Here is a 23,867-nt window from a genome sequence, read left to right on the forward strand (position 1 = left end):
TTACACCATTCCCATATAAAAAAGTCCCAGACACTTCTGGTTTTCTTCAATCGTCAGTGAATCCTTCAGATGGTCTACAATTTTAGGCGAACTCCAGTAGCACCCTACATTATTGGCTGTACAGGTAAGGTACATATTCTGAACGGCCATGGAGACAGCCGCAATTTCTTCCCATTCAGGAACCATTCCGCTGAAATTGACTACAATGGATACCACAACATCTGCTTTGTTGATTTTAAAGCCAATATCATTGTACTTTTTCTCCAGGAAAAGCTGTTCAGGCTGGGTTGCTTTATAGATGGCCTGCATTTCTGAAGCCAGTTTTGCTTTTTCTTCCCCTTTGAAGATCCTGAAACGCCAGGGTTTTGTTCTTTTATGATTCGGGGCCAGTGTTGCTGAATGTAAAATTTCATCAATGACCTCCTGAGCTATTTCTGTATCTGTATAATCTTTCGGAAAAATACTTCTTCTCTGCTCTATGATTTCTTTTAAAACTTCTGCTTTATTCATAGCTGCAAATTTACAATATGGAATTCAATCTGTTCCATTTAAAATCATTGAAGTTTTCAAAAAGTTTCATGGTAAAAACAGCACCTGGTTTTTGCCGGAAAGCTCTGCAACCTGATTAAGTATTCAGTACCGGTTTTCTATTTTTATAAGCTTTATAATTACTGAAAACAAAAGTCAGCACAATACCTACCCCCAATATGATACTCAACCATTTTTCATAGATGTTTCCTTTGACAGGATCAAGCATATACAAAACGATACAACTTACAGCATATATCATTCCGGCAATGATCCAGACAGGTTCCGGATCAGGATATTCCTTTACCATACTTGCTTTATTATAATTGAAAACCGGAAGCAGTTTATGTTTGTCCCAGATCAATAATATAAGGACAGCAACCATCATTAAAGAGGTTATGATCCAGGTTCCTTTGAAGGAAAGGCTGATCGTAATGATCCAGATATTGGTTAATATCGTTAAAAACATCAATGCCCCCAGGGTGGCGTAACGTTGTGTCATCAGTAAAATTCCTGCAGAGATCTGTGCCAGTCCCAGAAAATTCCAGTAGAATCCGGACTGGTACAGGGCTTCAAAGAAATAGCCGATCGGATCGTCTGTTGAGAGTATTGTGAATCTGTTTCCCATGAGCTTTACCAGCCCTGACGGAAAAAATGCAAATCCCACCAGATAACGGAGATGAATTATTATCCATTGGTTGAGCCTGCCTGTTCTTAATTTTTCAAATTTCATGTATTGGTGAAGGTTTATGGGATTAGTTGCTCACCATAGGTTAATCGTTACAGGCTAAACTTTATAGTATCAGGTCAGCTGACCTGATTTTCTTCTTCCATCAATACACGAAATCCGTTTTTCTTTACAGCACCTCCACAATTTTCTGGTGAATCTTATTCAGGGTAAATTCATCTCCGGATTTCATTCCCATCATTTTTCTGGCCATAGGACTTTCAGGGGAAATGGCATAGAAACGGTCGCCTTCAAAAAAGAACTCACCTAATGAAACTGAAATATAAAAACGGGCTTTATTGGTAATCACCAGTGATCCCAGCTGTACTCTTTCTGTAGCAGTATTGAGGACTTTTGCCATATTCCGTCTCAGATCATTCAATGCACCGAGCTGGCGCTGCATCTGATAGATCTCTTCCTGCATCTCTTCCCTCATGCTGTCATACTTCGGAGTTTTTTTGATGTCACGGCTGGCTTCCAGAGTAAATTCGATAAAATTTTTAAGTTTCTCAATTTTCTCTGCAATGGTGTTTTTTACAAAATCCCTGATATCACTTTTTTCAAATACAATCTTCTCCATACAATCGATTCTTTATATAAAGATAATATTTTTAGAATAATAATTTATATTTTCGTCACTTCATAAAAAAACTAATGATCCATAGAATTTTAAATCAGTTTTCCTTCAAAGGAAGAATCACCAGAGGGCAGTATGTGGTTTCCCTTATTATCTTTTACGTATTCGTATATCCTTTAACGTTGATTGAAAAGCATTACGAACTGTCAGAAGACGGAAAAGGAATCGTAGGGCTTTTTATAATCCCTTTTATTATTTTTATTTTAGTGAAAGGCGCAAGAAGATGCCATGACAGAGGCAACAGCGGATTGTATCAGTTTATTCCGGGTTATTTTTTCTTTATGGTATTTGGCGACAGTGATTACGGAGTCAATAAATATGGTCCCAATCCGAAAGGTGAAGGTAATGATACCTTCAACACCACTACAGATCAGTTTCAGAATGCATTAATGAGTACTATGCTGCACAGCGATCACTGCAGACATTGCGGGCATCAGCACTGCAGCTGTAATAAAAGAAGGTAACCTGTTTCCCATAAAAAAGACTGCTTTCAAAGCAGTCTTTTGTTATATAATAAGTTCAGGAAATACTTTTTATTTCTCTGCAATTTTCTTGAGATCATTCAATCCCTGGCCGAACATTTTATCCATATTACTGTTCATCATAGGCTTCATCACTTTCATCATGGTGGTCAGTTCGTTATCAATCATCCAGGTTACTTTGGTTCCGCTTCCTTCGGGTGTCAGTATAAAATTACATTTAGCCATTCCTTCAAATGGTTTAATGAAATGAAGCTGAGTCCCCATTTTTTCATTCGGAACGATCTCAGTAATGGACTGTTCACCTTCACTGTCATCACCTTTCCAGTGGTAAGAATCTCCTATCTTATCGCCTTCCCCGGAATAAATGACGGAAAAGTTTTTTATTTCTTTAGAAAAAGGATCCCAGGTATTGTATGCCTTTAAAGAGCCTACGTGCTGCCATACTTTCTCTTTCGGAGCATTGATGACGATGGATTTTTCATAGTGGTAATCTTTACTGAAAGCCAGCATGGCAATTACGGCATATATTACCACCAGCAGAATGATGGCACCAATGATTTTTAAGAGTGTTTTCATAGTCTATTGATTTAAGGTTGTATTTAAAATGATCAATATATCGATATCTGTTTTCAAAATTAAATATTCCTGCATCACTCCCACTTTCCATATGACAAGATTATATAAAGATAAGGTATTTTTGTCATACCCTGATATTCGGGCATTATTTTTGAGCATTTCAGTTCTGATTCCCGATGAATCATTAAATTTACCTTATATAAAAATTGAAAAATGAATATTTTAACAGAGAAATTCAATACACCATACCATTCAGCACCATTCGATACTATCAAAAATGAAGATTATCTTCCAGCTTTTAAGGAATTGATCCAACAATCGGAAGCAGAAATTGATGCCATTGTCAATAATCCTGAAGCGCCCACTTTTGAAAACGTGATTGAGGCTCTGGCTTATTCCGGAGAACAGCTGGACATCGTATCCAATATATTCTTCAATCTGAATTCTGCAGAGACCAGTGATGAGATCCAGCAGATCGCACAGGAAGTTTCCCCGATCCTGACAGAATATTCTTCAAAGATCTCGCAAAACGAAGCCCTTTTCAGTAAAATCAAAAAAGTATATGATGAAAAGGAAAAATACAACCTCAATGAAGAGCAGGAAATGCTTTTGAATGAAACGTATAAAGGTTTTGTAAGAAGCGGTGCTTTACTCAATGAAGAAGATAAGGAGAAATTAAAGAACATCAGCATGGATCTTTCTTTAAAATCGTTACAGTTCGGACAGAATGTACTGGCCTCTACGAATGCTTATTTTAAGCATATCACCAATAAAGAAGACCTTGCAGGAATTCCTGAAGCCATTATTGAGCAATATGCCGAGGAAGCCAAAGAAAGAAATCTTGACGGCTGGGTTGTCACCTTACAATATCCAAGCTATATCCCGTTCATGACTTATGCTGAAAACCGTGAACTGAGAAAGGAACTTGCACTGGCTAACGGTAAAAAATCTTTTGACGGCGGAGAATATGACAACCAGAATATGATCAAGGAGCTTCTGAATTTAAAACAACAAAAAGCAGTTCTTTTAGGATATAAAGATTATGCAGATTTTGTTCTTGAAGAAAGAATGGCCAAATCTCCGGTAAAGGTTTTCGATTTCCTGAACGAGCTTTTAACCAAAGCAAAACCTTATGCTGATAAAGAAATTGAAGAATTAAAATCCCTGGCAAAGGCCGACGGTATTGAAGATATGCAGAGCTATGACCATGCCTTCTATGCTGAAAAGCTCCGTAAGCAAAAATTTGACCTGAATGATGAAGAACTGAAACCTTATTTCCCACTGAACCAGGTTCAGGATGCCGTTTTCGGACTGGCCGGAAAGCTTTTCGGATTGACTTTTGAAGAAAGGAATGATATTCCGAAATACCACGAAGAGGTAAAAGTTTATGAGGTAAAAGAGAACGGCACTTATAAGGCACTGCTGTATGTTGACTATTTTCCGAGAAAAGGGAAAAGAGCCGGAGCATGGATGACCAGCTATAAAAATCAGTACAAAAAGAACGGTGAAAATTCACGTCCGCATATTTCTATTGTCTGCAACTTCAGTAAACCGACAAAAGATACGCCTAGCCTGCTGACCTTCCAGGAAGTAACGACCTTATTCCATGAATTCGGGCATGCTCTTCACGGAATGTTGGCTGACACTCAGTATCCTACTCTTTCCGGAACTTCTGTAAAATGGGATTTTGTGGAGCTTCCGTCTCAGTTCCTTGAAAACTTCTGCTATGAGCCTGAGTTCTTAAAGACTTTTGCGAAGCATTATAAAACGGGAGAAGTTCTTCCTGACGAAAAAATAGAAAAGATCGAGCAGTCTAAAAACTTTATGGAAGGCTACCAGACTCTAAGACAGTTAGGTTTCGGGCTTCTGGATATGAATTACCACACAAAAGCTGGAGAACTGGAGCACGAAAGTGTGAAAGACTTCGAGGATAAATATACCAAAGCTACTGCACTTTATCCTACCAATCCGGAAACAGCAATGAGCCCCAGTTTCTCTCATATTTTCCAGGGAGGTTATTCTGCAGGATATTATTCTTACAAATGGGCGGAAGTATTGGATGCCGATGCCTTCCAGTACTTTAAAGAAAACGGAATCTTCAATCCTGAAATTGCGGCAAAATATAAAGTACTGCTTTCTTCGGGAGGAACCAAAGATCCTATGGAACTCTATAAAAACTTCAGAGGAAGCGAGCCTAAAGTGGAGAGTTTGTTGAAAAGAGCTTTTGGATAAAATACATTCAGATATACTTCAAACCAATGAACAGCATATCGCAAAGACTTGAAAACGTTAAAAAGCTTCAGGCTAAAAGGTGGCAGAATGAAGACCACTGGGATACTTTAAATGATCTTCTGATTAAAGAATTGGATGAAATTTTACTTATTGAGCCTGAGAATACCTCTGCACTCATCAATATCGGCGCTATTTATTCTGATATGGGAGAAAATGAGAAAGCGCTGGAATATTTAAAAACGGCACTGAAACTGGGCTCAGAAGATAAAAATCTTTTTGTAAACCTGGCTATTGTTATGATTTATATGGAGAAGCATCAGTCGGAATATTTAGAGTATCTTGAAGAAGTGGAAGATAAAGTGGAGAACCCTCTTACCTTTAAAGCGCATTTTGAACCGCAATCCCGTTAAGAAATTTCGGAGAATATCTTTTTTAAATGATAACAGAAAACATATATAAACTGGCAGCAGCTTTTAATGAGTCATTAAAAGCTGCTCTTGACAATATCGATACAGAAACAATCGGTAAAATATTAGACAACAGGGATTCTTCCACATTTTCAGATGTATGGATGGAGGCCTACCAGGCAGTTGAAGATAAAGTAACGGATGAAGAAACTGAAGACAAGATCAGTGATATCCGAAAAGAGATTTTTGTATCTATATTCAGATCTACAGGATCATCAGACTTGCCGGCTTATATTTCCGATGATTTCGGACTGATCAGTTCTTATTATATTCACGGTATCGAAAATAAATGGGTAACCAATTTACTTTTTACCTATCTTAATCATCAGATTCCTCAGGGAGAGCTGATGGAAACGGATAAAACAATAGAAGAACTGATTTAAAGAGCAAAGCTGAAAAAATTACCTGTAATTTTCAAAATAGCAGACCATGACAACGATTGAACAACTTTATCAAACCCTGGATCAACGCCGCCGTCCCGAAGACGTCGCAGAAATGATTGTGGAGTTGATGAAAGGTCAGTTAGCTATTCATGAACTGGCAACGTTGAGTAAAGCTGCCAACCGTTCCCTGAAGAACAGTGTCTACGGATATACCTCAATGCTTGAAACATTTGGAAAAGCAGTGGGTGCAGAAAAGCAGATCAAAAAAGCCATTGAAATCTTCAGGATCAGCGAAAAAGAAAGTTCTTACCATACGGCAGATGGCATTGAAACATTTCTGAATGAAGTTTCTCCCCTCATTCACAAGGATGTCGGGCAAAATGATTTCAGAAGCGACCGTCTGAATAAAGATCTGAGAAAACTGGCCGGGCTGGATATTTCCAAAAGGAGTTACAACAAAAAATGGAGGCTTTTGAAACGGATCGAAATAAGACTTCAAAAGTTCATTCATGAATCAAAAAAGCTTGAGCTTCATAAAATTGCCAAACACGGGCTTACCCATACGATCGGTTTTGAAGAGTTCAGCAGAGATCTGAATGCAGCCTGTTTCATTGCGTACTTCAATGCCCGCAGTAATCTCAGGAGTGTATTTACCAACCAAAGCCAGGACAGGCCCTTCGATGAAATTTGTGAAATGCTGTTCAACAGGTGTAAGCAAAGTCCTGATACTACAAACTGGTCAGCAATTTCCTACAGCTATTCGGACAAAGAAGTGTTACAGCATCTGACCGATGAACAGAAAGGAAAACTATTAGGCAAATGGACCCTTATTCTTGAAGAAGTTTCAGCCTTCCTGGAAGTGCTCTGGAATGACAATGACATTTACCGGAAAACGATGGCAGTAAAGAAAGGCAACGATTCCACAACATGGAACAATACAGCCGGCGCCTGGAACAAAGCCAGAGATAACTGGATGAATCTGATCTATGCCCTGGGAATGGAATTTATTCTTGATGAGGTATGCTTCGGAAAAGTAATGCGGCTGATGGCAGCAGATGTCATTGCATGGCATTTATCAACCGGAGGAAAGATTGATCCCAACACAGAAGTCTGGAATATTGTACCTTTGCCATGGGAAGTCTTTCAGGAAAAGGCTTTCTGCAACAAAGAAATGATCGTAAATGCCTGTAAAGAGGCAGGTGTTGATCCTGAAAAATCAGGCTGGATCGCCCCTCGCCCTCACGGAGTAAGCCAGTACAGGCCAACGCCGGAACTTGTACATGGGGTAACAGTCTCCAATCCGTTCCTGGCTAAGATTTTAAGACAAAATAAATATTTTTCAGGAAAACTCTGATAAGAAAATAAAAGGATAGGTTAGTTCAGTGGTAGAACATCTGGCTCTTTAACCGGATTGACGCAGGTTCGAGCCCTGCACCTATCCTGATTTCTGATATAGCTCAGTGGCAGAGCACCCGGCTCTTGGACCGGGAGGACACAGGTTCGAGCCCTGTTATCAGACCAACAGAAAATAAAATTATTTTGAAAAAAACTTACTTCCTTTACACCCTGCCCTTCCTGTTCTTTTTAAACTGTAAAAACGAAAAGAAAGATTCAACCGCTGAGGCAAAAGTTCCGGAAACTCATCAGACAGAAAAAACAGATTCCCTGGTGACTGCAAGAATTGATTCTTCCCAGGTTCCAAAGGGGCTGAAATATAAAGGAGATTTTAAAGATGGATTCCGGTGGAAAGATAAAACAGGAGAGTATATGGTCATTACTTCTGAAACAGGTGTTTACATCAATGAAAGCTTTGCCCACGAAAATGATGGCAGCGATGCTGAAGTTTTTGCCCATTGTTATTCTCTGGAAAATAACCAACAAATATGGAAGGTGAATGACTTTATCAAAGACTGTATGGTAGATATTGATGCCGCATTTAAGAAAAACTCTTTAAGCGTAACAGATCTTGATAAAAACGGTATTGCCGAAGTCTGGGTGATGTATGAAATGGCCTGTAAAGGTGACGTAAGCCCTTCAGATCTGAAGGTCATCATGTACGAAGGAAAACAAAAGTTTGCCATGCGCGGAGAAACAAAAATACGGTCCGGAATGGAAGATCAGGGTAAGCCCGTATTTGAAGGCGGAACTTATACCTTTGACAAAGCTTTTCAGCAGGGGCCAAAAGTATTCAGGGAGTATGCAGAAAAACTCTGGGCTGAGCACGTTCAGGATTAATTCATTATTTTTCAGTACATTTGATTCAGTAGACTTTATAATAACTTAAAAATTCACATCATGTTTTTAGCTGTTGTACTTCCCTTCCTATCTTTTATCGTTAGAGGAAAAGTGCTTACCGGTATCCTGTGCTTTTTCTTACAGATCACTTTGATCGGCTGGCTTCCGGCGGCTATCTGGGCTGTCATGTCCTTAAATAATGAAAGAGCCAATAAACGCAACGAAGATCTGATCCGTGCTGTGCGTGAAAGTCAGAAATAAAATTGTTTTTACCTATATACCTTTAAATCCTTTATTCTGTAAAGGATTTTTTGTTTTTAAACCTGAAATTTTCAAGCTTTATTCGGCCAATAGTTGTAATTTTATTCTTTATTAATTCTACTTCATTATTATTGGACACAACCATGAAATACTTACCTCTATTACTGCTAACTGCTTCTCTCAGTGCTTCAGCACAAATGAACATATGCCCTACTTACACTATTCCCGAAGTAAGGATTAACAAAATAAACTTCCTTGTTACTCCCAATATGGAAGTGGAAGATCTAAATTTAAAAAAATTACCTATTAAGAAAAAAATTACTCCTGCAGGGGTAACGGAATACGATAAAAACGGCAATATCATCAAAGAAGAAACCCAACATGGCAGTTTCAGAAAGACGATAAAATGTACCTACACCAATGGAGTTCTCACCGAAAGACAATACCTCTACTTCCCAGATAAAGAAAAAACAGAAGCAGCCAACCGGGAGTCTTTACGAACTGGAGAAGCTGAAATAGCAGGGAACGGAATGGGCAGTGTGGCCTATGCCGAACCCAACAAAACAGAAAGTCTGTATACGGCAACTCTCAACAATAAAAATCAGGTGACTTCTTTCCGTACTCAGGAGTTTACCTTCAAAGGAAATGATAAGAAACTCACTTCCGAACAACAGACCGATATTACTTATCTGAATGGTAAGATTTCTTCCGTAAAATCTGCAAACGGCACTGAACTGTATACCTACAAAAACGGATTGCTTGCCAAAAGAGACAGAAAAATAAAGGACAACATGATAGAAAAGAGTATCTCAGAAGAATTTCTGTATGATAACAATAAAAACCTGATTGGCATTCAATACAAAGAGGAAGCGACCCGCAATGGAGAGATAATGGGTAAAAGCTCAGGAATGAGGGATCCTATATCGTATGATTCCAAAAACAGAATGGTAAAATATGGCAATGGACAAAGCTTCACCCAATATACCTATGACAGTGCAGGCAATATGTCTTCAATGACTGATTACTCCGGAGGCATTGATCTGGGAAAGAAACAATTTGAATATGAAAAAAATCTTCTGACCAAAGTTTCTGAAATAAAAGGCGGGGTAAAATCATCCCAGGATCAGTATACCTATAAAAACGGATTGCTAACAGAAATGAAATCCTATTCCGGCTCTACTCTCAATGCTAAAATGGTCTTTGAATACAATGATAAAAACCATCTTACCAAAGCCAGCCTTTTATACCCTAAAAATGCTTCAGGTACTGAATTTACACCTTCTAGCGAAACAGAATATATCTATGAAGGGAAATCTGTGACTGTAAAAAATCAGGGTAAGGAAACGCTACGCTATGAGCTTTATTGAAAACAGAGGGTGAACTGACACCCATATAGTAACCAATCCATTTGATCTTATGAAAGAAAATAAATACGACAACCCGTCATTTTTTGACCAGTATGAAAAAATGCTCCGGTCACAGCTGGGGCTTGAAGGTGCCGGAGAATGGCATGCCCTGAAAACCATGCTGCCGGATTTTAAGGGAAAGAAAGTCCTTGATCTCGGTTGCGGATTCGGCTGGCATTGCCGTTATGCCATAGAAAACGGAGCGGCATCCGTTGTTGGAATTGATCTTTCAGAAAGAATGCTGGCCAGAGCTGCAGAAATTAACAGTCTGGAAGGCATACGGTATGAAAGAAAAGCTTTGGAAGATGTGGACTATCCTGCAGAGCAGTTTGACCTTGTCCTGAGTTCACTCACTTTACATTATATAGAATCATTTGATACCCTGGCCCAAAACATTCATCGATGGCTGACTGCCGGAGGACATTTTGTGTTTTCTGTAGAACATCCCATATTTACGGCTGAAGGCGGACAGGACTGGGTCTATGATAAAGACGGGCAGAAAACATGCTGGCCCGTTGACCGGTATTTTCTTGAAGGAAAAAGAAACACCACATTCCTGGGTGAAAATGTAATCAAATACCACAGAACGCTGACTTCTTATTTAAATACCTTATTACAACAGGGCTTCAGAATCAAAGAAATTATCGAACCTCAACCAGCTCAGGAATTGCTGAAAGAAATTCCTGAAATGAAAGAAGAACTCCGACGCCCGATGATGCTACTGATCTCTGCCGAAAAATAATTATTATTGAAATACAGACTGTACTTCCTCTGATATAAGAGACCTTTTATAAAAATTTCAACATCAAACTTCTCTATTTGAGCATGTAGCGGATGGTCTGTAAACTGGTATTGGTAAGGCTCCTCTGAGGATATATGCTTTAATAATAATGGTAATATTTTAATAATGGATATTCTTCGTTACCATTAACATTACAAATCACTATATTGTATAACATAGTAATTAAAATAAATTATATCTTTGCATAACAAAGTATAAAATATGATTTTAAAAAAACTGACTACCGCCCTTATCGTACTTCCATTTTTTATCAGCACAATGGATGCACAGCAGCTTACCAAAAGCTATGAAAAGAAAATAGACAGCCTGATCCGGACTGAATTTGGAAATAAAAATGAACCGGGAGGTGTCTTTATGATTACCAGGAAAGGTAAAAGCATCTACAAAAAGGCCTTTGGAAAAGCAAATCTTGAGCTTGAAATCGATATGAGCCCGGACCAGGTTTTTCAGATAGGTTCTATGACCAAACAGTTTACAGCTGTAGCTATTTTAATGCTGGAACAACAGGGAAAACTGAGCGTGAATGATCCTGTTTCAAAATACAGTAAAGATTATCCCAACGGTGAAAACATCACGATTCATCATTTGCTCACCCATACTTCAGGAATTAAGGATTTTACCAAAATGAAAACGCTTTCTTCCATTGCTCAAAAAGAAATGAAGCCTGAGGCGATGGTAGATTTTTTCAAAAATGAACCTGTTGATTTTGCTCCGGGTGAAAAGTTTGATTACAACAATTCGGGATACGTACTGCTCGGTTATATTATAGAGCTCGTTTCCGGGGATACCTATGAGAATTTCATTCAAAAAAATATTTTCGACAAGGCAGGAATGACTCATTCATATTATGCCTCTGACAGAAAGGTTATTCCTAAAAGAGCCTATGGTTACCATAAAAAAGAAGAGGGATTTGTGAATAGGACAGTTATCAGTTTCAGTATTCCTTATTCTTCCGGCTCACTGATGTCTACAGTGGATGATCTTTGGAAATGGCAACAGGCTTTAAATCAAAACCTTCTGCTCAACCCTGTGGAAACCCAGAAAGCCTTTAAGAAATATAAACTGAACAACGGTGAAGAATTCACCTATGGATACGGATGGCATCTGAAAGAAATGAATGGAACTGCAGACCGTGAACATGGCGGAAGTGTTTTCGGTTTCAAAAGTATGGGCGTTTATATTCCCGGTGAAGATATTTACGTTATAGGACTCAGCAACTGTGATTGTCACTCTCCTACTGAAATCACCAGAAATATAGCCAAAATAACGCTGAATGAATTGAAAAATCCTGTAAAAAAGCCTTAAGAGATAACTGTTTTATCCCAAATACAGCGCCTGTTTCAGACTTTTCTTTTAGGCAACACATTATCCGGGACTCTGGAAACTGCAACGATCACCAAAAGCAGACAGAGCACATTAATCAGTACAGCAATGGAAAAGGCATGATGATAATTTCCGGTGAAAGGCTGATCTCCGAGAAAATAATAAAAGATGCCGCCTATACCTACAATCCCTATGATGGCTGCAATCTGCTGGAAGGTATTGTAAACGCCTGATGCATTTCCTGTCAGTTTTTCAGACATCCCGGATAACGCAATATTGGCCAGTGAAGGAATGACAGCACCTACTCCCAACCCATGTAAAAATAACAGCAGGCAAAACAGATAAAAGTCGTTCGATATCCTGAAAAGAAACACCTGGAGAACAAGAACGGCAATAATGACTACAAGCCCTGCCATCAGGGCATTTTTCCCATATTTTAAAATAAGCTGTACTGAAAATACTGATGCCAGTATAAATCCCAGCCCCTGAAAAACAATGATCTCTCCAGCCATCAACGGGCTGATCTTTAATCCATCCTGAAAAAATACAGACAGGATATAAAAATAAGAATCCAGCATTATGAAAAAGAAAGAAACAGCGATAATACCCAGATTGAAATTTTTATAACTGAAGAGTTCAAAATCAATCAGATAAGATTTGTCTTTTTTTATCTTATTTTTCTGGTCTTTCACAAAATACACTAATATTCCCGCTGAAACAGTCATCATTATTCCATTTTGAAGATCCATCCCTTTCTCCTCAGAAGCTGTCAGTGCATAAGTGATAAGGAAAAGCCCTGCTGAAAGTACAAGAACACCCCGGATATCAAAGGATTTTTTGATTTTCACCGTAGATTCTTCCAACTGTCTGAAGCTGAATAACATGGCAATCAGACACACCGGAATATTGACCAGGAAAATCAATCTCCATGGCTCTTCCCATCCTTTTAATGAAGAAAAATATCCGCCCAGAAACTGCCCCAGGATGGTTCCTGTTCCAATGGTAATTCCGTACCAGCCCATAGCTTTCGTACGTTCTTCATGCACAGGAAATAAAATCTGGATCATGGAAAGCACCTGCGGAGCCATCATTGCTGCACTGATCCCCTGTACCAGTCTTGAAATCACGAGCTGGACAGCTCCCGAAGAAATTCCACAGGCCAGAGAACTGAGCATAAAGAATAACAGTCCTGAAATGAAGATCTTTTTCCGGCCATACAGATCCCCCAGCCTCCCACCTGTAATCAGAAAAGAAGCAAAACCGATGAGATAAGCTGCCATCATCAACTGCATCGCTCCGTTGGAAGCCCGGAGATCACGCTGTATAGAAGGGATGGATACATTAATAATAAAAATATCCATAATGGTCAGCAACTGACCAAAGAGTATCACCATCAATGGCAGATATTTATATTTCATTTTTATATAGATATATCTATTTTTAAATAATTAAAAAAATTAAGGTAATAAGCCCTTAATAATTTTTTTAACCTGATCAAAAGAATCATTCTGCTTATTAATTGTTGAGGTCACAACAGCCCCTTCAATCAATAGAAAAATATTTTCTGTTATAGAGTCTATATCAGATCCCGGTTTTCCGGCATAGCATTCTTCAGCCAAAGTCCTGATCAGGTCTTTCTGTTTTGCTTTATGTGCTTTTACAAAGGCGGAAACCGACGGATTTGTCTCTCCTGTTTCGGAAGTAATTTTGATAAAATGACATCCTGCAAAGTTGGAAGTCTGCTGCAGTTTCTTACGGTAGTCAACCAGAGCAAGAAGCTTTTCCCCGGGATCTGAGATTTTCGCCATGCTGTTTTCAAAACCTTCCAGCCATTCAGATTCCTCTTTTGCAAGATAAGCCTGCAGAAGATCAGTCTTGGAAGAAAAATGATTGTATAATGACCCGATAGCAATATCTGCCTCTGCAATAATCTGGTTGATCCCCGTAGAATTGTAGCCCTGCCTGTAAAACAGATCTGAAGCTACTCTGATGATCCTTTCCCGTACTTTTTCTTTTTTCATCTCTTTTTTTTTACAAAGCTATACAAAAAAATAGATAAGTCTATCTATTTTTAAAATAAAAATAATTCCGTCTTCACACAGGTTGAAGATGAATCGCAGTTTAATCCAGCCATAAAATTTGAAAGTTTACATGACCTTCATTTTAAAACTTCAGATAACATTGAAAAAGTTTAAACAAGTTCTACAATAAAAAAACGATATTTACGGCATAAAAAAACAAACCATGTTCAATATTTTCAATAAGAAAGAAAAAAATAAAGTCAATATTCATTCTGTGATCGTTCCGGATCAGGGATGGAACAAAATTTCTGAAGATGATGAGGCTATACGATGGGTCAATCCTGAACAATCTGCTCTCATTGCTCTGCATTTTTTTGATAAGGAGCCTGACCTTCCTACTGTAAAAGACCTCGATTATCTTAAAAAATTTTACAGAAATGTAGCTGCCTCAGCCAACGGCGGAACTATTGAAACCGATATAATGACTATTCACGAAACTCCAGCCGTAAAAACAATCATTAAAATTCCACAGGAGGAAACAGGAATGATTTACATAGCCTCCATTACCATCCCTTTTGAAAACTGCAGTTTTGTGGTGAAAATACAGGCCAATGAAGTAGGTGTTACCGGTATCAGAGACAGTGCTATTCTTGGCATGCTCATGGGATCCGGAGAAGTAGAATTCAGTGAGGAAGGTATCACCAACTGGTTTGCAGATCCCTATGATCCTGACTTCAAGCAGGGAACTCCTATGAATAAGTCTGAACGGGAACAATATGATTCTGAATTCCCGGAACATCCGCTTTCCCTGGCAAGATCCCTGATCAGATCAATTTCTGCAGAAATTGCATTTAAACCGGAAATAAAAGAACTTCCTTCATTTAAAAAATAGTAATGATGAGGCTGTGGCATTTACCTATCATCTTCGTTTTGATCTGCATATCGTGTCATCAGCCTCATCAACCCTCACATACAAAAATTATGAATTCATCCAATCCTGTTGTTTATTTTGAAATCCCGGTCAATGACCTGGAACGTGCGGAAAATTTTTATACTGCGGTTTTCAATTTCAGTTTTGAAAAGGAAATCATTGATCATTATGAAATGGCATTGTTTCCGTTTGAAGAAAAAAACAGCGGAATTACCGGGGCACTGGCAAAAGGTGACGTATATAAACCTACTAAAAATGGTGTGATCATTTATTTTAAAACAGAAAATATAGATACAACTTTGGAAAAGGTCCTTCATCATGGCGGAAAAGTTCTTTATCCTAAAAGAATTGATGAAAAATACAATTGCGCCGTAGCAGAATTTGAAGATTCCGAAGGGAACAGGATTGCTTTACATGAAAGTCTGAAGTAAGAAATCCCGGAAGTAAAAGTTTCAGCAACTTCTATCTTCCGGTTCTACGGATTTCAATCCAACAATCTATTTCTCTCAACGCCAGCTATTTCTTTCACACGCATTACCATTCAATACATAATATTTTTTTGATAAGGGTACTGTATATTTTGTACCTTTAATTACCATTTCATAAAAAATATTTGGTCAATAACTATGGCAGAAGAACTTTATTTCATCAAAACCAATCCTAATATTGCCAAAATTAATTTGTACAATAAGCTCAGCCGTGAGGAAGAAAATATCCTGAGTTTCCTTCAGCCTGATGCGAAAGCACAACTTGAAATTATTAAAGACAAAGTAAAAGACTCTGTGGAAGAACTTACTCAGGAAGAACTTCTGATGATTTTTTCATGGTTCAGCAATGCTTATCGTTCCGATCGTGAAGAGGCTAAAACACAACTTTTCATCAATGGTATAGATGTTTTTTATGAAATTCCTTCTGAAGATCATGCAGAAAACTTCCTTCAGATCCTTTCTCATTATGAAGATGTCTCCCGGCAGCATCTGGATTATATCGTTGATGCCCAGCACTTCAATCAGTTTGTAATCTATGGAATTTTTTTCACAGAAATCATGAAAAGAAAACAGGGAAATGAAAATATTCTTTCTGATTTTCTAAAACCGGATTACCCGTCTTTGTATCTGTTGGCAGAAAACCAGCTCAACTCAACAGATTTTGATGAAAAACTGATTCCCGGTCTTCAGCATCATTTTGCCGATCTTTATGACCTTACCAAATTTTATAAAGGATCTATTATAAAGCTTGAACATCAATAACGTGACTTAACCGGTAATATGCTTCGGGGATCCCGTATAAAATCTTTGAAAAAAAATGTTATTTTAGAATTTCAGGATTCCTCATCAGATAATCCAGCGCTTCTTTTACCGCCTGCACAGGGTCTTTAGGTTGAAACCCCAGTTCATTCCTGGCTTTGGAGATATCAAAATCCTGCTGTAACCCTGAAAACATAGCAATATCTTTTCTGGTCAGTACCGGTGCTTTCCCACTCATTCTGGCTGTAAACTCCATAATTGCAGCAATTGTCATCAGGATTCCCCTAGGAACTGACCGTGGAATTTCAAGTTTCAGCTCAGGGTACAGTTTATTGGCTAAAATGGTGGTATCTGTAATAGTCATGCATTTTTCATTGGCAAGAATATAACGTTCACCGGCACGCCCTTTTTCTGCCGCCAGATAGCATCCTTCCGCCACATCCTTTACATCAATCCAGTTCAGGGTAATTTTAGTATCTACCGGAATTTTTTTATTCAGAATAAGTTTCAATACTCCATAGGAAACATTCAGTGGCGGAAATGCTTCACTTCCGATCATTGCTGAAGGCATTACGGAGACCAGTTCTATTCCCAGCCTGGAAGCCAGTTCAAAGGCCAGTTTTTCCCCATCATTCTTTGAGTTATAGTACATATCCCGCCGGTCAGGATTATACCCGTTGCTTTCTTTAGCGGGCAACTGCGTATAATTGAGGGCTGCAATGGAACTTACATACACAATCTTCTTCACACCAGCTTCTGCAGCAGCTTCAATGGTATTCCTGGTTCCATTGATATTCACATCATAAATTTCTTTTTGGGGATCTTTCGCCCATAATTTGAAAGAAGCACCTACAGCATAAAATACCTCTACACCTTCCAGTGCCTTTACAAAGGAGGCTTTATTAGTAATATCAGCCTGTACGATTTCGCAGTTTAACCCTTCAAAAGGCTTACGGTTACTGATATTCCTTACCGTTGCCCGTACCGGTACACCTTTTTTTAATAAAAATCTTACTAAATTATTCCCTAGATGTCCATTAGCTCCTGAAACGAGACTTAAATGATTTGTCATTGCATTGATTTTAATGCTGCAAATTTCTTCTTCCTGTCTCCGGAACCACTTGACTTTTGTTAGTTAATTATTTTTCTTCTGATTCTGCTCAGGCTTTCCGGTTTCATTCCCAGAAACGAAGCGATATACTGAATGGGAACATTCTGAATGATTCCCGGATACTCTTCCATGAGTTTCAGATATCGTTGTCCGGCATTCAGAACAGATAATGCTTTCGACCGGTTTTCATTATAGGCAATTGATTGCTGAAAAACCGAAATGCTGAAATCTTTCATTGCCTGGCTTTCATGGATCAGGAGATCCAGGTCGATCTTGGAAATCCTCAGCAGTTCACAATCAGTAATGCATTCTACGTTATTTTCAGAAACCTTACTATTGATAAATTCCGGGTAGGATGTAAAAAATCCCGGCGGACAATTGATATGGGTCGTCACTTCATTTCCGTTCTGATCTGTATAAAAAAGTCTGAGATAGCCGGAAACAATATAGTAAAGATATTGAGGTACCTTCCCGGCTCCTTCTATCAAAGTATTTTTTGAAAATATCACAGGTTCAAAATACCGGATGACCGCTTCCCTCTCTCTAGGAGTACAATCGTGATCTGAACAGATATATTCTAACAGTTTGGCATGCATTGAAGTGAATATTTTTGAGTCTGATACAAAAATACCAAAAGAAAACATCAACATTCATCAATATTTCAAAAGAATTTTAACCATCCTATGTAACAGGATGGCCAAAGTAATTGTCTTGTATAAAACTAAAGTATGAACCGAAAGATTATTTTTCTTTTAAGTCTGATTTCTTCCCCATTTATTTTCGCACAAAGTGTAGAAGGTGTCATTACTGATAAAGACAATAAGCCGGTATCAGAAACGGAAGTTCTGATTACCAGAAATGACACGAAATTTTCTGCCATCACAGATGAAAAAGGACTGTTCCGAATTCCTTTAAAAGAAAACGGAGATTATCTGATTGAAATTATAAAAGACGGGATAAAAACGAACAGTGAAAAAATTACGGTCAGCGGACCTTACAAGAAAGATATTCAGATCAAAGAAGCTCCTGTAACTGAACAGAAGATAGAAGGAGTAACTGTTACAGCAAAGAAAAAATTATTCGAGAGAAAAGTAGACCGCCTGGTCTTCAACGTAGAGAATTCTGTAGCTTCCCAGGGAATTGATGCTATGGAAGCCCTCGCCAAAACACCGATGGTAAAAACCAGTGATGATGCGATAAGTATTGCCGGAAAGAGTAACGTAGCCGTGATGATCAATGACAGGCTTCTGAATCTGAACGGGCAGGAACTTATCAATTACCTGAAGACACTCCGTTCCGATGATATTCTTAAAATTGAAGTGATCACCACTCCTCCGGCCAGATATGATGCTGAAGGAAAAAGCGGACTGATCAATATTATTCTTAAGAAGAACACCAATCTGGGCTGGAACGGATCTCTTCAGACCTCCGGAAACTATTTCTGGGGCAGACCTACCGTATCGTCAAGAAGTGGTGCCACATTTAATTATCAGGGCGAAAAACTTTCTCTGAGCACCAATTTATCTTTAGGTGATAACTACTGGTATTACACAATCTATAATTACCTGACAGGAACAACCAACAATAATTACTGGAACAGAGATAGCCAAAACCTCAATAACTACAAGTACAAAGGCGGAAATGTGAAAGCGGAATACAAGATCAATGATAAAAACCTGATCGGTATCAATTACAACTATTCCCACAGCAACCCTTTGGAAACAGGAGAAAGCACTTCACAAAGATTCAATGAGGAAGGGCTGCTGAATATTATATCCAATTTCAGAAACCGAAACAGCAGAGATGTTCACAATGCAACAGCCTTTTACGAAGCTAAATTAGACAGTATGGGAGGCAAACTGAACCTTACCGCCAATATGATGCTTAATAATTCTGATGCAAGGAATTTTTCCAATACGATTACCTCACAGACTATTTCTACCATGGCCAACCCGATCAGCAAATACAGAATTTATTCCGGACAGGCAGATCTTGAAAAAACGTTTGGAAAAGTAAAAACAGAATCGGGGCTGAAGTATACCAAAATAAAAAATGATTCTGAGTTTAATTTTTTTACGATCAATAACGGACAATATGATCTGAATACAGACAGAACCAATACATTTTTCTATAACGAAGAAAACTATGCGGCTTATGTGTCTACCAATTTTAAGATCAGTGAAAAGTGGGATGCCAAAGCAGGACTACGCTATGAATATACTACCCTGGAAGGAATTTCAATGAATGACAATACTTCTGCCAGAATTACATATGGTAAATTCTTCCCTACGCTCTACATCAGCTATAAACCTAATGAAAACAATTCGTTTTCCCTGAATTATTCCCGTAGAATTTCCCGTCCGTATTTCGGAAACCTGAATCCTTTCAAATATTATACATCGGAATATGAATATTCTACAGGAAACCCATATTTACTGCCTTCCTTCTCTGACAATTTTGAACTGGGGTATGTCTTAAACAACAATCTTAACTTCACTGTATACTACAATTACAACAAAGACAACTGGGACAGGATCCAGATGGTAGACGGAAACTACCGGTATACTGTTGCCAAGAACTTCTATAATGAGGATCAGGCGGGGCTCAACATCAGTTACAATTACAATAAACTGAAATGGCTGGAATCCACCATTTTTGTCAACGGATTCTATTCCAAATCAAAATCTTATGATCCTGCCATTTCACCGGCACCGGCAGGCTACAGTGCCAATATGAATATTGATAATAATTTCTTCCTGAATAAAGAAAAAACAGTAACCTTTATGCTGGGACTCTGGGGCAGTCTTCCCAACAGGAACGGGAATACCTATTATTATACCAGCGCTTCACTGTATACCGGGATGAAACTGGCTTTTATGGATAAAAAGCTCCTGCTGAATGTCTACCTGAACGACATCCTGAATACCAACCGCGAGAAAGGTATTGAATATTATCCCAATTACAATATAGATTATCAATATAAGGGCATTACAAGGAACGTTTATCTTTCGCTTACTTACAAATTCGGGAACAATAATGTAAAAGGAGCTACCAAGCAGGTGAAATTTGAAGAATCCAACCGGGCAGGTGGCGGCAACTAAGCTTTCACCGTCTGAATTATTTACAGAACCAGGATAAAAACTATAACGCCGACCGGCAGACTCTTCTTACGATGTGGAGCTGCCGGTCTTTTGATTTTTAAAATCTTTCAGGGTACTTTTAATGCTGAAAAAATAATATAACAATCCTCCCGCCCCATAGGCCAGGACATCCAAAAGATCCCCGGTGAAAACTCTCGACAAGTTCGGACAGATAATTTCAAATAAGAAGGTCAGATACAATGTGGAAGTCAATACAAATTTCAGATCCGGTTTCCAGTGATATCCAGGTACACTATTCATGATGTATTCTATCAGGTAACAATACATGGGAACCGTGATGAAATCCGTAAAATGATCATTGATGACGGGAATATAAATACTGTTGTGCCTCAGCACTACAATACCGGCCCAGGATACCAATCCCAGCAAAAACCAATATGAAATCCTGCCTTTCATCACATATGCAGCACTGCCATTATAAAACCGATAACCACCTGCAATACCTTTGCTGCAATATCCTGAATGTCCGTATTATTTTCAGTCGGTTTTCTGTCTGCTGATTCATAATCAAACTTTTGCTTTCCTTCCATTGTAATACAATTTAACGGTACAAATATATTAAAATTAGAACATTTGTTCTAATTTTGTAAATATGATTTATCCCCATTCTTATTATTCTTATATTTGAGCAATGAGCACGAAAGAAAAGATACTGTCCAAAGCCCTCGAACTTTTTAATGAAAAAGGATACAATACTATCACCACAAGGCATATTGCAGCTGAGCTGAGCATCAGTGCCGGAAACCTGCATTACCATTTCAGACACTCGGAAGACATTATCAAAATTCTTTTTGCAGAGCTTACCCTGAAAATGGATGATTTGCTGAACCACATGAAGAAAGCAGACAATAAAACGCTTGAAGACCTGTACCAGTTTACACGCTCCACCTGTAAGATTTTTTATTCTTACCGTTTTATTTTTATCAGCTTTGTAGATATATTGAAGAACATTCCTGAAATAGAGTCGAAATATGAAGGCATTAATTTTAGCAGGAAAGAAGAGTTTCAGCTGATCTTTTCAGGTCTGCAGAAGAATGATATTTTTCAAAAGGATATTCCTGCTTTTGTGATCGACTGGCTTACAGAACAAATTTTCATCCTTGCCGATAACTGGCTTACTCACAACAGACTCATCCTGAAGCTTGATCAGCAAGAGGCCATCAGCCATTATACACTTCTCCAGATGAATCTCTTCTACCCTCTTCTCAACAAAGAACAGCAAAAACTTTATGAGCAGCGGTATATTAAATAATGCCAGCATCAGCATCAGAAAAGGCAGTTTAAATGATCTTCCTGCCATGCAGCAGCTTTTTGCAGATACGATACAGGTTATCTGCAAAAATGATTATAATGATCTACAGCGCAACGCCTGGAGTGCAGGGGCAGACAATGAAGAAAGATGGATGAACGTCATCAAGGGTCAATATGTTCTGATTGCCGAAGCTGAAAACCAGCTAGTGGGATTCTCTACTCTTGATCAGGGAACTTATATTGATCTTCTGTTTGTACATAAAGATCATCAGCACCAGGGAATTGCCTCTCTATTATATGCAAAAATGGAAGAAGAAGCGCTAAGGCATGGTCAAAAGCAGCTTACGGCAGACGTTAGCAAAACTGCCAGGCCATTTTTTGAAAAATCCGGCTTCCGGATACTGAAGGAGCAGACCGTCAATGTAAAAGGAATTGACCTCATCAATTATAAAATGATAAAAAACCTGATGCCCTGACCTATGGAACTGCAGCCGGAATACAATCAGTTTAGAATTTCAGTTCCTCAGGAATTTGAAAATGTTTTTACCCATTTTTACTTTGCTGAAAATAATTCCCGTGTGCCCGTCACTCAAACCCTGCTGCCCACTTACCAGACTATTTTACTGTTTTGTTTTGGGGAAAGAGCATCCATGATCACAAGGGATAATACAATAATCGATGTTGATAAATGTGTGGTTTTCGGACCGGTAAGACAGGCTTTTGAGTATATCCTTCCGGCCGGTACTTCCATAGTAGTTGCCAATTTTAAAAATGATGCATTCTTTCGCTTTTTCGGGAGGGCAACGGTTGAAAATAAGGTAAAACATCCTGACGATCTTTTGACAGAAAACTGTTTTACAAATCTTTGGTATCAGCTGAAAGACATAAGCGCTACTGCGGAACAGGTAGGTTATATCCTGGAATTCTGCCGTCCTTACCTTAAACATCAGGACAATACAAGCCAGCTGCTGAGCGGTTTTGAAAGTGACCTTTTAAATCCTGTAAAGGTAATTGCAGAGCAAACCCGGCAGACAGAAAGAAACATCCAGCGTAAACAGAAAGAGCAGTTCGGGTATTCTTTGAAAGAACTTACCCGCTACAACCGTTTTCTAAAAGCCATACAAGCCATAGAAACAGAATCCGGAAAACCGGGCAAAATCGAATGGTTTACTATTATTGATCAGTGTGGTTACTATGACCAGAGCCAGCTCATCCATGATTTCAAACATTTTATAAACATTTCTCCTTCCCAATATATAAAGTTCCAGCAGGAGATCTGCAATCCGAGATCAGAGTAATGATTTCGTTTTCTTACAATTTCCGGATCATACACTGTCCTACATTTGTCTCCATGCTTTCCCTTGCTGATATGCAGAGACAGTTTACAGGAGAAGCATGTGAAGATATTAAACGGGAGCAGGACCATATTTCCTGGGCAGAGCAGATTACTTTTATTTATCCGATCTGGTGGACGGGTTTGCCTGCCATTATGAAAGGGTATATCGACCGGGTTTTCAGTTATGGTTTTGCGTACCGCTATGATCAGGGTATACAAAAGGGATTGCTGAAAGGGAAAAGTACTGTTATCATCAATACCCATGGAAAGTCCCATGAAGAGTATGAAAAGACAGGGATGGACAAAGCTCTGGCACTTACCTCTGATCACGGGATTTTTACCTATTCCGGATTGAACGTGATCAGGCATTTCTTTTTTGACAGGGCTGATAAGGTTTCTCCTGAACAAGTTGAGCTCTGGAAAGAACAGATCAGAAATATCTATTCTGGAATCAAGCCTGAATTTACATTATAAACTCCTGCCATGATTTCAATTCATTTTCATAAGTTTCAACCCAACTGAGGAGGGAAACATGATAAAAAACATAAAATGCCCTTCCGGATGATTTCTGGCATGGAATTAGCTAAAAAAATGACAAGTAAAATTGTTTTGAACCATTATTTTAAACCATTAAGATCGTAAACGGTTAAGTTTTTTCTGAAAACAAATCTTGTTATAACCCTTACACTCATCTTAATGGTTTAGATATTGGAACGGTGGGGAAAACCTGCTATATTTGCAATCAATGAA

28 protein-coding genes and 2 tRNA genes are annotated in these 23,867 nt (G+C 38.6%); 20 read left to right on the forward strand and 10 right to left on the reverse strand.

The annotated features are described in order from the left end of the window. The 3 genes from BBI00_RS12225 to BBI00_RS12235 form a co-directional block, all read right to left on the reverse strand. Positions 1-510 (reverse strand): nitroreductase family protein, encoded by a 510-nt coding sequence (locus BBI00_RS12225; RefSeq protein ID WP_065399030.1) that lies wholly within the window; start codon positions 508-510, stop codon positions 1-3. A gap of 115 nt (positions 511-625) precedes the next feature. Beyond that, a complete protein-coding gene (locus BBI00_RS12230) occupies positions 626-1,261 on the reverse strand; it encodes a DoxX family membrane protein (protein ID WP_065399031.1) in 636 nt (211 codons plus the stop codon). A 124-nt stretch (positions 1,262-1,385) separates the two neighbouring features. Then, a complete protein-coding gene (locus BBI00_RS12235; protein WP_065399032.1) occupies positions 1,386-1,835 on the reverse strand; it encodes a hypothetical protein in 450 nt (149 codons plus the stop codon). A gap of 74 nt (positions 1,836-1,909) precedes the next feature. On the opposite strand from BBI00_RS12235, the gene BBI00_RS12240 reads away from it, so the two are divergent. Further along, a complete protein-coding gene (locus tag BBI00_RS12240) occupies positions 1,910-2,356 on the forward strand; it encodes a DUF805 domain-containing protein (RefSeq protein WP_065399033.1) in 447 nt (148 codons plus the stop codon). A gap of 69 nt (positions 2,357-2,425) precedes the next feature. On the opposite strand, the gene BBI00_RS12245 is transcribed toward BBI00_RS12240, so the two are convergent. After that, positions 2,426-2,950 (reverse strand): SRPBCC family protein, encoded by a 525-nt coding sequence (locus BBI00_RS12245; RefSeq protein ID WP_065399034.1) that lies wholly within the window; start codon positions 2,948-2,950, stop codon positions 2,426-2,428. Between the two features lie 213 nt (positions 2,951-3,163). On the opposite strand from BBI00_RS12245, the gene BBI00_RS12255 reads away from it, so the two are divergent. The 11 genes from BBI00_RS12255 (at position 3,164) to BBI00_RS12305 (ending at position 12,041) form a co-directional block, all read left to right on the forward strand. Then, a complete protein-coding gene (locus BBI00_RS12255) occupies positions 3,164-5,182 on the forward strand; it encodes a M3 family metallopeptidase (protein WP_065399036.1) in 2,019 nt (672 codons plus the stop codon). Between the two features lie 26 nt (positions 5,183-5,208). After that, the gene (locus BBI00_RS12260) at positions 5,209-5,592 is read left to right on the forward strand and encodes a tetratricopeptide repeat protein (protein ID WP_065399037.1); all 384 of its coding nucleotides are present in this window, start codon (positions 5,209-5,211) and stop codon (positions 5,590-5,592) included. 26 nt (positions 5,593-5,618) lie between these two features. Next, positions 5,619-6,032, forward strand: a complete 414-nt coding sequence (locus tag BBI00_RS12265; protein ID WP_065399038.1) for a hypothetical protein — start codon at positions 5,619-5,621, stop codon at positions 6,030-6,032. Between the two features lie 46 nt (positions 6,033-6,078). Next, a complete protein-coding gene (locus BBI00_RS12270) occupies positions 6,079-7,386 on the forward strand; it encodes a hypothetical protein (protein ID WP_065399039.1) in 1,308 nt (435 codons plus the stop codon). 13 nt (positions 7,387-7,399) lie between these two features. Next, positions 7,400-7,474: transfer RNA gene (locus BBI00_RS12275), tRNA-Lys, on the forward strand. Positions 7,475-7,478: 4 nt separating this feature from the next. Further along, positions 7,479-7,551, forward strand: a tRNA-Lys gene (locus BBI00_RS12280). 20 nt (positions 7,552-7,571) lie between these two features. Next, the gene (locus BBI00_RS12285; protein WP_065399040.1) at positions 7,572-8,267 is read left to right on the forward strand and encodes a M949_RS01915 family surface polysaccharide biosynthesis protein; all 696 of its coding nucleotides are present in this window, start codon (positions 7,572-7,574) and stop codon (positions 8,265-8,267) included. Positions 8,268-8,327: 60 nt separating this feature from the next. Continuing rightward, the gene (locus BBI00_RS12290) at positions 8,328-8,528 is read left to right on the forward strand and encodes a YqaE/Pmp3 family membrane protein (protein ID WP_212649396.1); all 201 of its coding nucleotides are present in this window, start codon (positions 8,328-8,330) and stop codon (positions 8,526-8,528) included. A 143-nt stretch (positions 8,529-8,671) separates the two neighbouring features. Continuing rightward, a complete protein-coding gene (locus BBI00_RS12295; protein WP_083988489.1) occupies positions 8,672-9,895 on the forward strand; it encodes an RHS repeat domain-containing protein in 1,224 nt (407 codons plus the stop codon). 49 nt (positions 9,896-9,944) lie between these two features. Continuing rightward, complete coding sequence (locus BBI00_RS12300) at positions 9,945-10,676, forward strand: class I SAM-dependent methyltransferase (RefSeq protein WP_065399043.1); 732 nt, start codon at positions 9,945-9,947, stop codon at positions 10,674-10,676. Between the two features lie 261 nt (positions 10,677-10,937). Further along, complete coding sequence (locus BBI00_RS12305) at positions 10,938-12,041, forward strand: serine hydrolase domain-containing protein (RefSeq protein WP_065399044.1); 1,104 nt, start codon at positions 10,938-10,940, stop codon at positions 12,039-12,041. 35 nt (positions 12,042-12,076) lie between these two features. On the opposite strand, the gene BBI00_RS12310 is transcribed toward BBI00_RS12305, so the two are convergent. After that, positions 12,077-13,477: an MFS transporter gene (locus BBI00_RS12310; protein ID WP_065399045.1), complete on the reverse strand. Its 1,401-nt coding sequence runs from the start codon at positions 13,475-13,477 to the stop codon at positions 12,077-12,079. Between the two features lie 39 nt (positions 13,478-13,516). Continuing rightward, the gene (locus tag BBI00_RS12315) at positions 13,517-14,080 is read right to left on the reverse strand and encodes a TetR/AcrR family transcriptional regulator (RefSeq protein WP_065399046.1); all 564 of its coding nucleotides are present in this window, start codon (positions 14,078-14,080) and stop codon (positions 13,517-13,519) included. A gap of 223 nt (positions 14,081-14,303) precedes the next feature. On the opposite strand from BBI00_RS12315, the gene BBI00_RS12320 reads away from it, so the two are divergent. From BBI00_RS12320 to BBI00_RS12330, 3 genes are all read left to right on the forward strand, one after another. Then, positions 14,304-14,972 (forward strand): hypothetical protein, encoded by a 669-nt coding sequence (locus BBI00_RS12320; RefSeq protein WP_065399047.1) that lies wholly within the window; start codon positions 14,304-14,306, stop codon positions 14,970-14,972. A gap of 89 nt (positions 14,973-15,061) precedes the next feature. Next, positions 15,062-15,442, forward strand: coding sequence for a VOC family protein (locus BBI00_RS12325; protein WP_065399048.1), 381 nt, complete (start codon positions 15,062-15,064; stop codon positions 15,440-15,442). Positions 15,443-15,637: 195 nt separating this feature from the next. Then, positions 15,638-16,261 (forward strand): hypothetical protein, encoded by a 624-nt coding sequence (locus BBI00_RS12330; protein ID WP_065399049.1) that lies wholly within the window; start codon positions 15,638-15,640, stop codon positions 16,259-16,261. A gap of 58 nt (positions 16,262-16,319) precedes the next feature. Here BBI00_RS12330 and BBI00_RS12335 read toward each other — a convergent pair whose 3' ends face one another. Both BBI00_RS12335 and BBI00_RS12340 read right to left on the reverse strand, forming a co-directional pair. Next, positions 16,320-17,330: an NAD-dependent epimerase/dehydratase family protein gene (locus BBI00_RS12335; protein ID WP_065399050.1), complete on the reverse strand. Its 1,011-nt coding sequence runs from the start codon at positions 17,328-17,330 to the stop codon at positions 16,320-16,322. A 59-nt stretch (positions 17,331-17,389) separates the two neighbouring features. Further along, the gene (locus tag BBI00_RS12340; RefSeq protein ID WP_065399726.1) at positions 17,390-17,965 is read right to left on the reverse strand and encodes a Crp/Fnr family transcriptional regulator; all 576 of its coding nucleotides are present in this window, start codon (positions 17,963-17,965) and stop codon (positions 17,390-17,392) included. Positions 17,966-18,097: 132 nt separating this feature from the next. On the opposite strand from BBI00_RS12340, the gene BBI00_RS12345 reads away from it, so the two are divergent. Then, complete coding sequence (locus tag BBI00_RS12345) at positions 18,098-20,470, forward strand: outer membrane beta-barrel family protein (protein WP_065399051.1); 2,373 nt, start codon at positions 18,098-18,100, stop codon at positions 20,468-20,470. Positions 20,471-20,536: 66 nt separating this feature from the next. Here BBI00_RS12345 and BBI00_RS12350 read toward each other — a convergent pair whose 3' ends face one another. Beyond that, positions 20,537-20,926 carry a hypothetical protein gene (locus BBI00_RS12350; protein WP_065399052.1) on the reverse strand — a complete coding sequence of 130 codons (390 nt, stop codon included), beginning with the start codon at positions 20,924-20,926 and terminating at the stop codon, positions 20,537-20,539. Next, the gene (locus BBI00_RS23685; protein ID WP_262487264.1) at positions 20,926-21,060 is read right to left on the reverse strand and encodes a hypothetical protein; all 135 of its coding nucleotides are present in this window, start codon (positions 21,058-21,060) and stop codon (positions 20,926-20,928) included. The genes BBI00_RS12350 and BBI00_RS23685 overlap by 1 nt, the downstream gene beginning before the upstream one ends. A gap of 101 nt (positions 21,061-21,161) precedes the next feature. Between BBI00_RS23685 and BBI00_RS12355 the strand changes: the two genes are divergently transcribed. Genes BBI00_RS12355 through BBI00_RS12370 form a run of 4 tightly spaced genes read left to right on the forward strand, consistent with a single transcriptional unit; the run spans position 21,162 to position 23,591 of the window. Next, positions 21,162-21,782, forward strand: a complete 621-nt coding sequence (locus BBI00_RS12355; RefSeq protein ID WP_065399053.1) for a TetR/AcrR family transcriptional regulator — start codon at positions 21,162-21,164, stop codon at positions 21,780-21,782. Beyond that, a complete protein-coding gene (locus BBI00_RS12360; protein WP_065399054.1) occupies positions 21,760-22,257 on the forward strand; it encodes a GNAT family N-acetyltransferase in 498 nt (165 codons plus the stop codon). Before BBI00_RS12355 ends, BBI00_RS12360 begins: the two co-directional genes overlap by 23 nt. A gap of 3 nt (positions 22,258-22,260) precedes the next feature. Continuing rightward, on the forward strand, positions 22,261-23,079 hold the full coding sequence (locus BBI00_RS12365; RefSeq protein WP_065399055.1) for a helix-turn-helix domain-containing protein: 819 nt from the start codon (positions 22,261-22,263) through the stop codon (positions 23,077-23,079). A 53-nt stretch (positions 23,080-23,132) separates the two neighbouring features. After that, complete coding sequence (locus tag BBI00_RS12370; protein ID WP_228394757.1) at positions 23,133-23,591, forward strand: NAD(P)H-dependent oxidoreductase; 459 nt, start codon at positions 23,133-23,135, stop codon at positions 23,589-23,591. Positions 23,592-23,867 lie beyond the last annotated feature (276 nt).

This window comes from Chryseobacterium arthrosphaerae (assembly GCF_001684965.1).
In the GTDB taxonomy this organism is placed as follows: domain Bacteria; phylum Bacteroidota; class Bacteroidia; order Flavobacteriales; family Weeksellaceae; genus Chryseobacterium; species Chryseobacterium arthrosphaerae.

Bases quoted from the DNA above. Each gene is read 5' to 3' on its own strand.
- BBI00_RS12225 (WP_065399030.1), bottom strand. From the start codon at position 510: ATGAATAAAGCAGAAGTTTTAAAAGAAATCATAGAGCAGAGAAGAAGT.
- BBI00_RS12230 (WP_065399031.1), bottom strand. From the start codon at position 1,261: ATGAAATTTGAAAAATTAAGAACAGGCAGGCTCAACCAATGGATAATA.
- BBI00_RS12235 (WP_065399032.1), bottom strand. From the start codon at position 1,835: ATGGAGAAGATTGTATTTGAAAAAAGTGATATCAGGGATTTTGTAAAA.
- BBI00_RS12240 (WP_065399033.1), top strand. From the start codon at position 1,910: ATGATCCATAGAATTTTAAATCAGTTTTCCTTCAAAGGAAGAATCACC.
- BBI00_RS12245 (WP_065399034.1), bottom strand. From the start codon at position 2,950: ATGAAAACACTCTTAAAAATCATTGGTGCCATCATTCTGCTGGTGGTA.
- BBI00_RS12255 (WP_065399036.1), top strand. From the start codon at position 3,164: ATGAATATTTTAACAGAGAAATTCAATACACCATACCATTCAGCACCA.
- BBI00_RS12260 (WP_065399037.1), top strand. From the start codon at position 5,209: ATGAACAGCATATCGCAAAGACTTGAAAACGTTAAAAAGCTTCAGGCT.
- BBI00_RS12265 (WP_065399038.1), top strand. From the start codon at position 5,619: ATGATAACAGAAAACATATATAAACTGGCAGCAGCTTTTAATGAGTCA.
- BBI00_RS12270 (WP_065399039.1), top strand. From the start codon at position 6,079: ATGACAACGATTGAACAACTTTATCAAACCCTGGATCAACGCCGCCGT.
- BBI00_RS12290 (WP_212649396.1), top strand. From the start codon at position 8,328: ATGTTTTTAGCTGTTGTACTTCCCTTCCTATCTTTTATCGTTAGAGGA.
- BBI00_RS12295 (WP_083988489.1), top strand. From the start codon at position 8,672: ATGAAATACTTACCTCTATTACTGCTAACTGCTTCTCTCAGTGCTTCA.
- BBI00_RS12300 (WP_065399043.1), top strand. From the start codon at position 9,945: ATGAAAGAAAATAAATACGACAACCCGTCATTTTTTGACCAGTATGAA.
- BBI00_RS12305 (WP_065399044.1), top strand. From the start codon at position 10,938: ATGATTTTAAAAAAACTGACTACCGCCCTTATCGTACTTCCATTTTTT.
- BBI00_RS12310 (WP_065399045.1), bottom strand. From the start codon at position 13,477: ATGAAATATAAATATCTGCCATTGATGGTGATACTCTTTGGTCAGTTG.
- BBI00_RS12315 (WP_065399046.1), bottom strand. From the start codon at position 14,080: ATGAAAAAAGAAAAAGTACGGGAAAGGATCATCAGAGTAGCTTCAGAT.
- BBI00_RS12320 (WP_065399047.1), top strand. From the start codon at position 14,304: ATGTTCAATATTTTCAATAAGAAAGAAAAAAATAAAGTCAATATTCAT.
- BBI00_RS12325 (WP_065399048.1), top strand. From the start codon at position 15,062: ATGAATTCATCCAATCCTGTTGTTTATTTTGAAATCCCGGTCAATGAC.
- BBI00_RS12330 (WP_065399049.1), top strand. From the start codon at position 15,638: ATGGCAGAAGAACTTTATTTCATCAAAACCAATCCTAATATTGCCAAA.
- BBI00_RS12335 (WP_065399050.1), bottom strand. From the start codon at position 17,330: ATGACAAATCATTTAAGTCTCGTTTCAGGAGCTAATGGACATCTAGGG.
- BBI00_RS12340 (WP_065399726.1), bottom strand. From the start codon at position 17,965: ATGCATGCCAAACTGTTAGAATATATCTGTTCAGATCACGATTGTACT.
- BBI00_RS12345 (WP_065399051.1), top strand. From the start codon at position 18,098: ATGAACCGAAAGATTATTTTTCTTTTAAGTCTGATTTCTTCCCCATTT.
- BBI00_RS12350 (WP_065399052.1), bottom strand. From the start codon at position 20,926: ATGAAAGGCAGGATTTCATATTGGTTTTTGCTGGGATTGGTATCCTGG.
- BBI00_RS23685 (WP_262487264.1), bottom strand. From the start codon at position 21,060: ATGGAAGGAAAGCAAAAGTTTGATTATGAATCAGCAGACAGAAAACCG.
- BBI00_RS12355 (WP_065399053.1), top strand. From the start codon at position 21,162: ATGAGCACGAAAGAAAAGATACTGTCCAAAGCCCTCGAACTTTTTAAT.
- BBI00_RS12360 (WP_065399054.1), top strand. From the start codon at position 21,760: ATGAGCAGCGGTATATTAAATAATGCCAGCATCAGCATCAGAAAAGGC.
- BBI00_RS12365 (WP_065399055.1), top strand. From the start codon at position 22,261: ATGGAACTGCAGCCGGAATACAATCAGTTTAGAATTTCAGTTCCTCAG.
- BBI00_RS12370 (WP_228394757.1), top strand. From the start codon at position 23,133: ATGCTTTCCCTTGCTGATATGCAGAGACAGTTTACAGGAGAAGCATGT.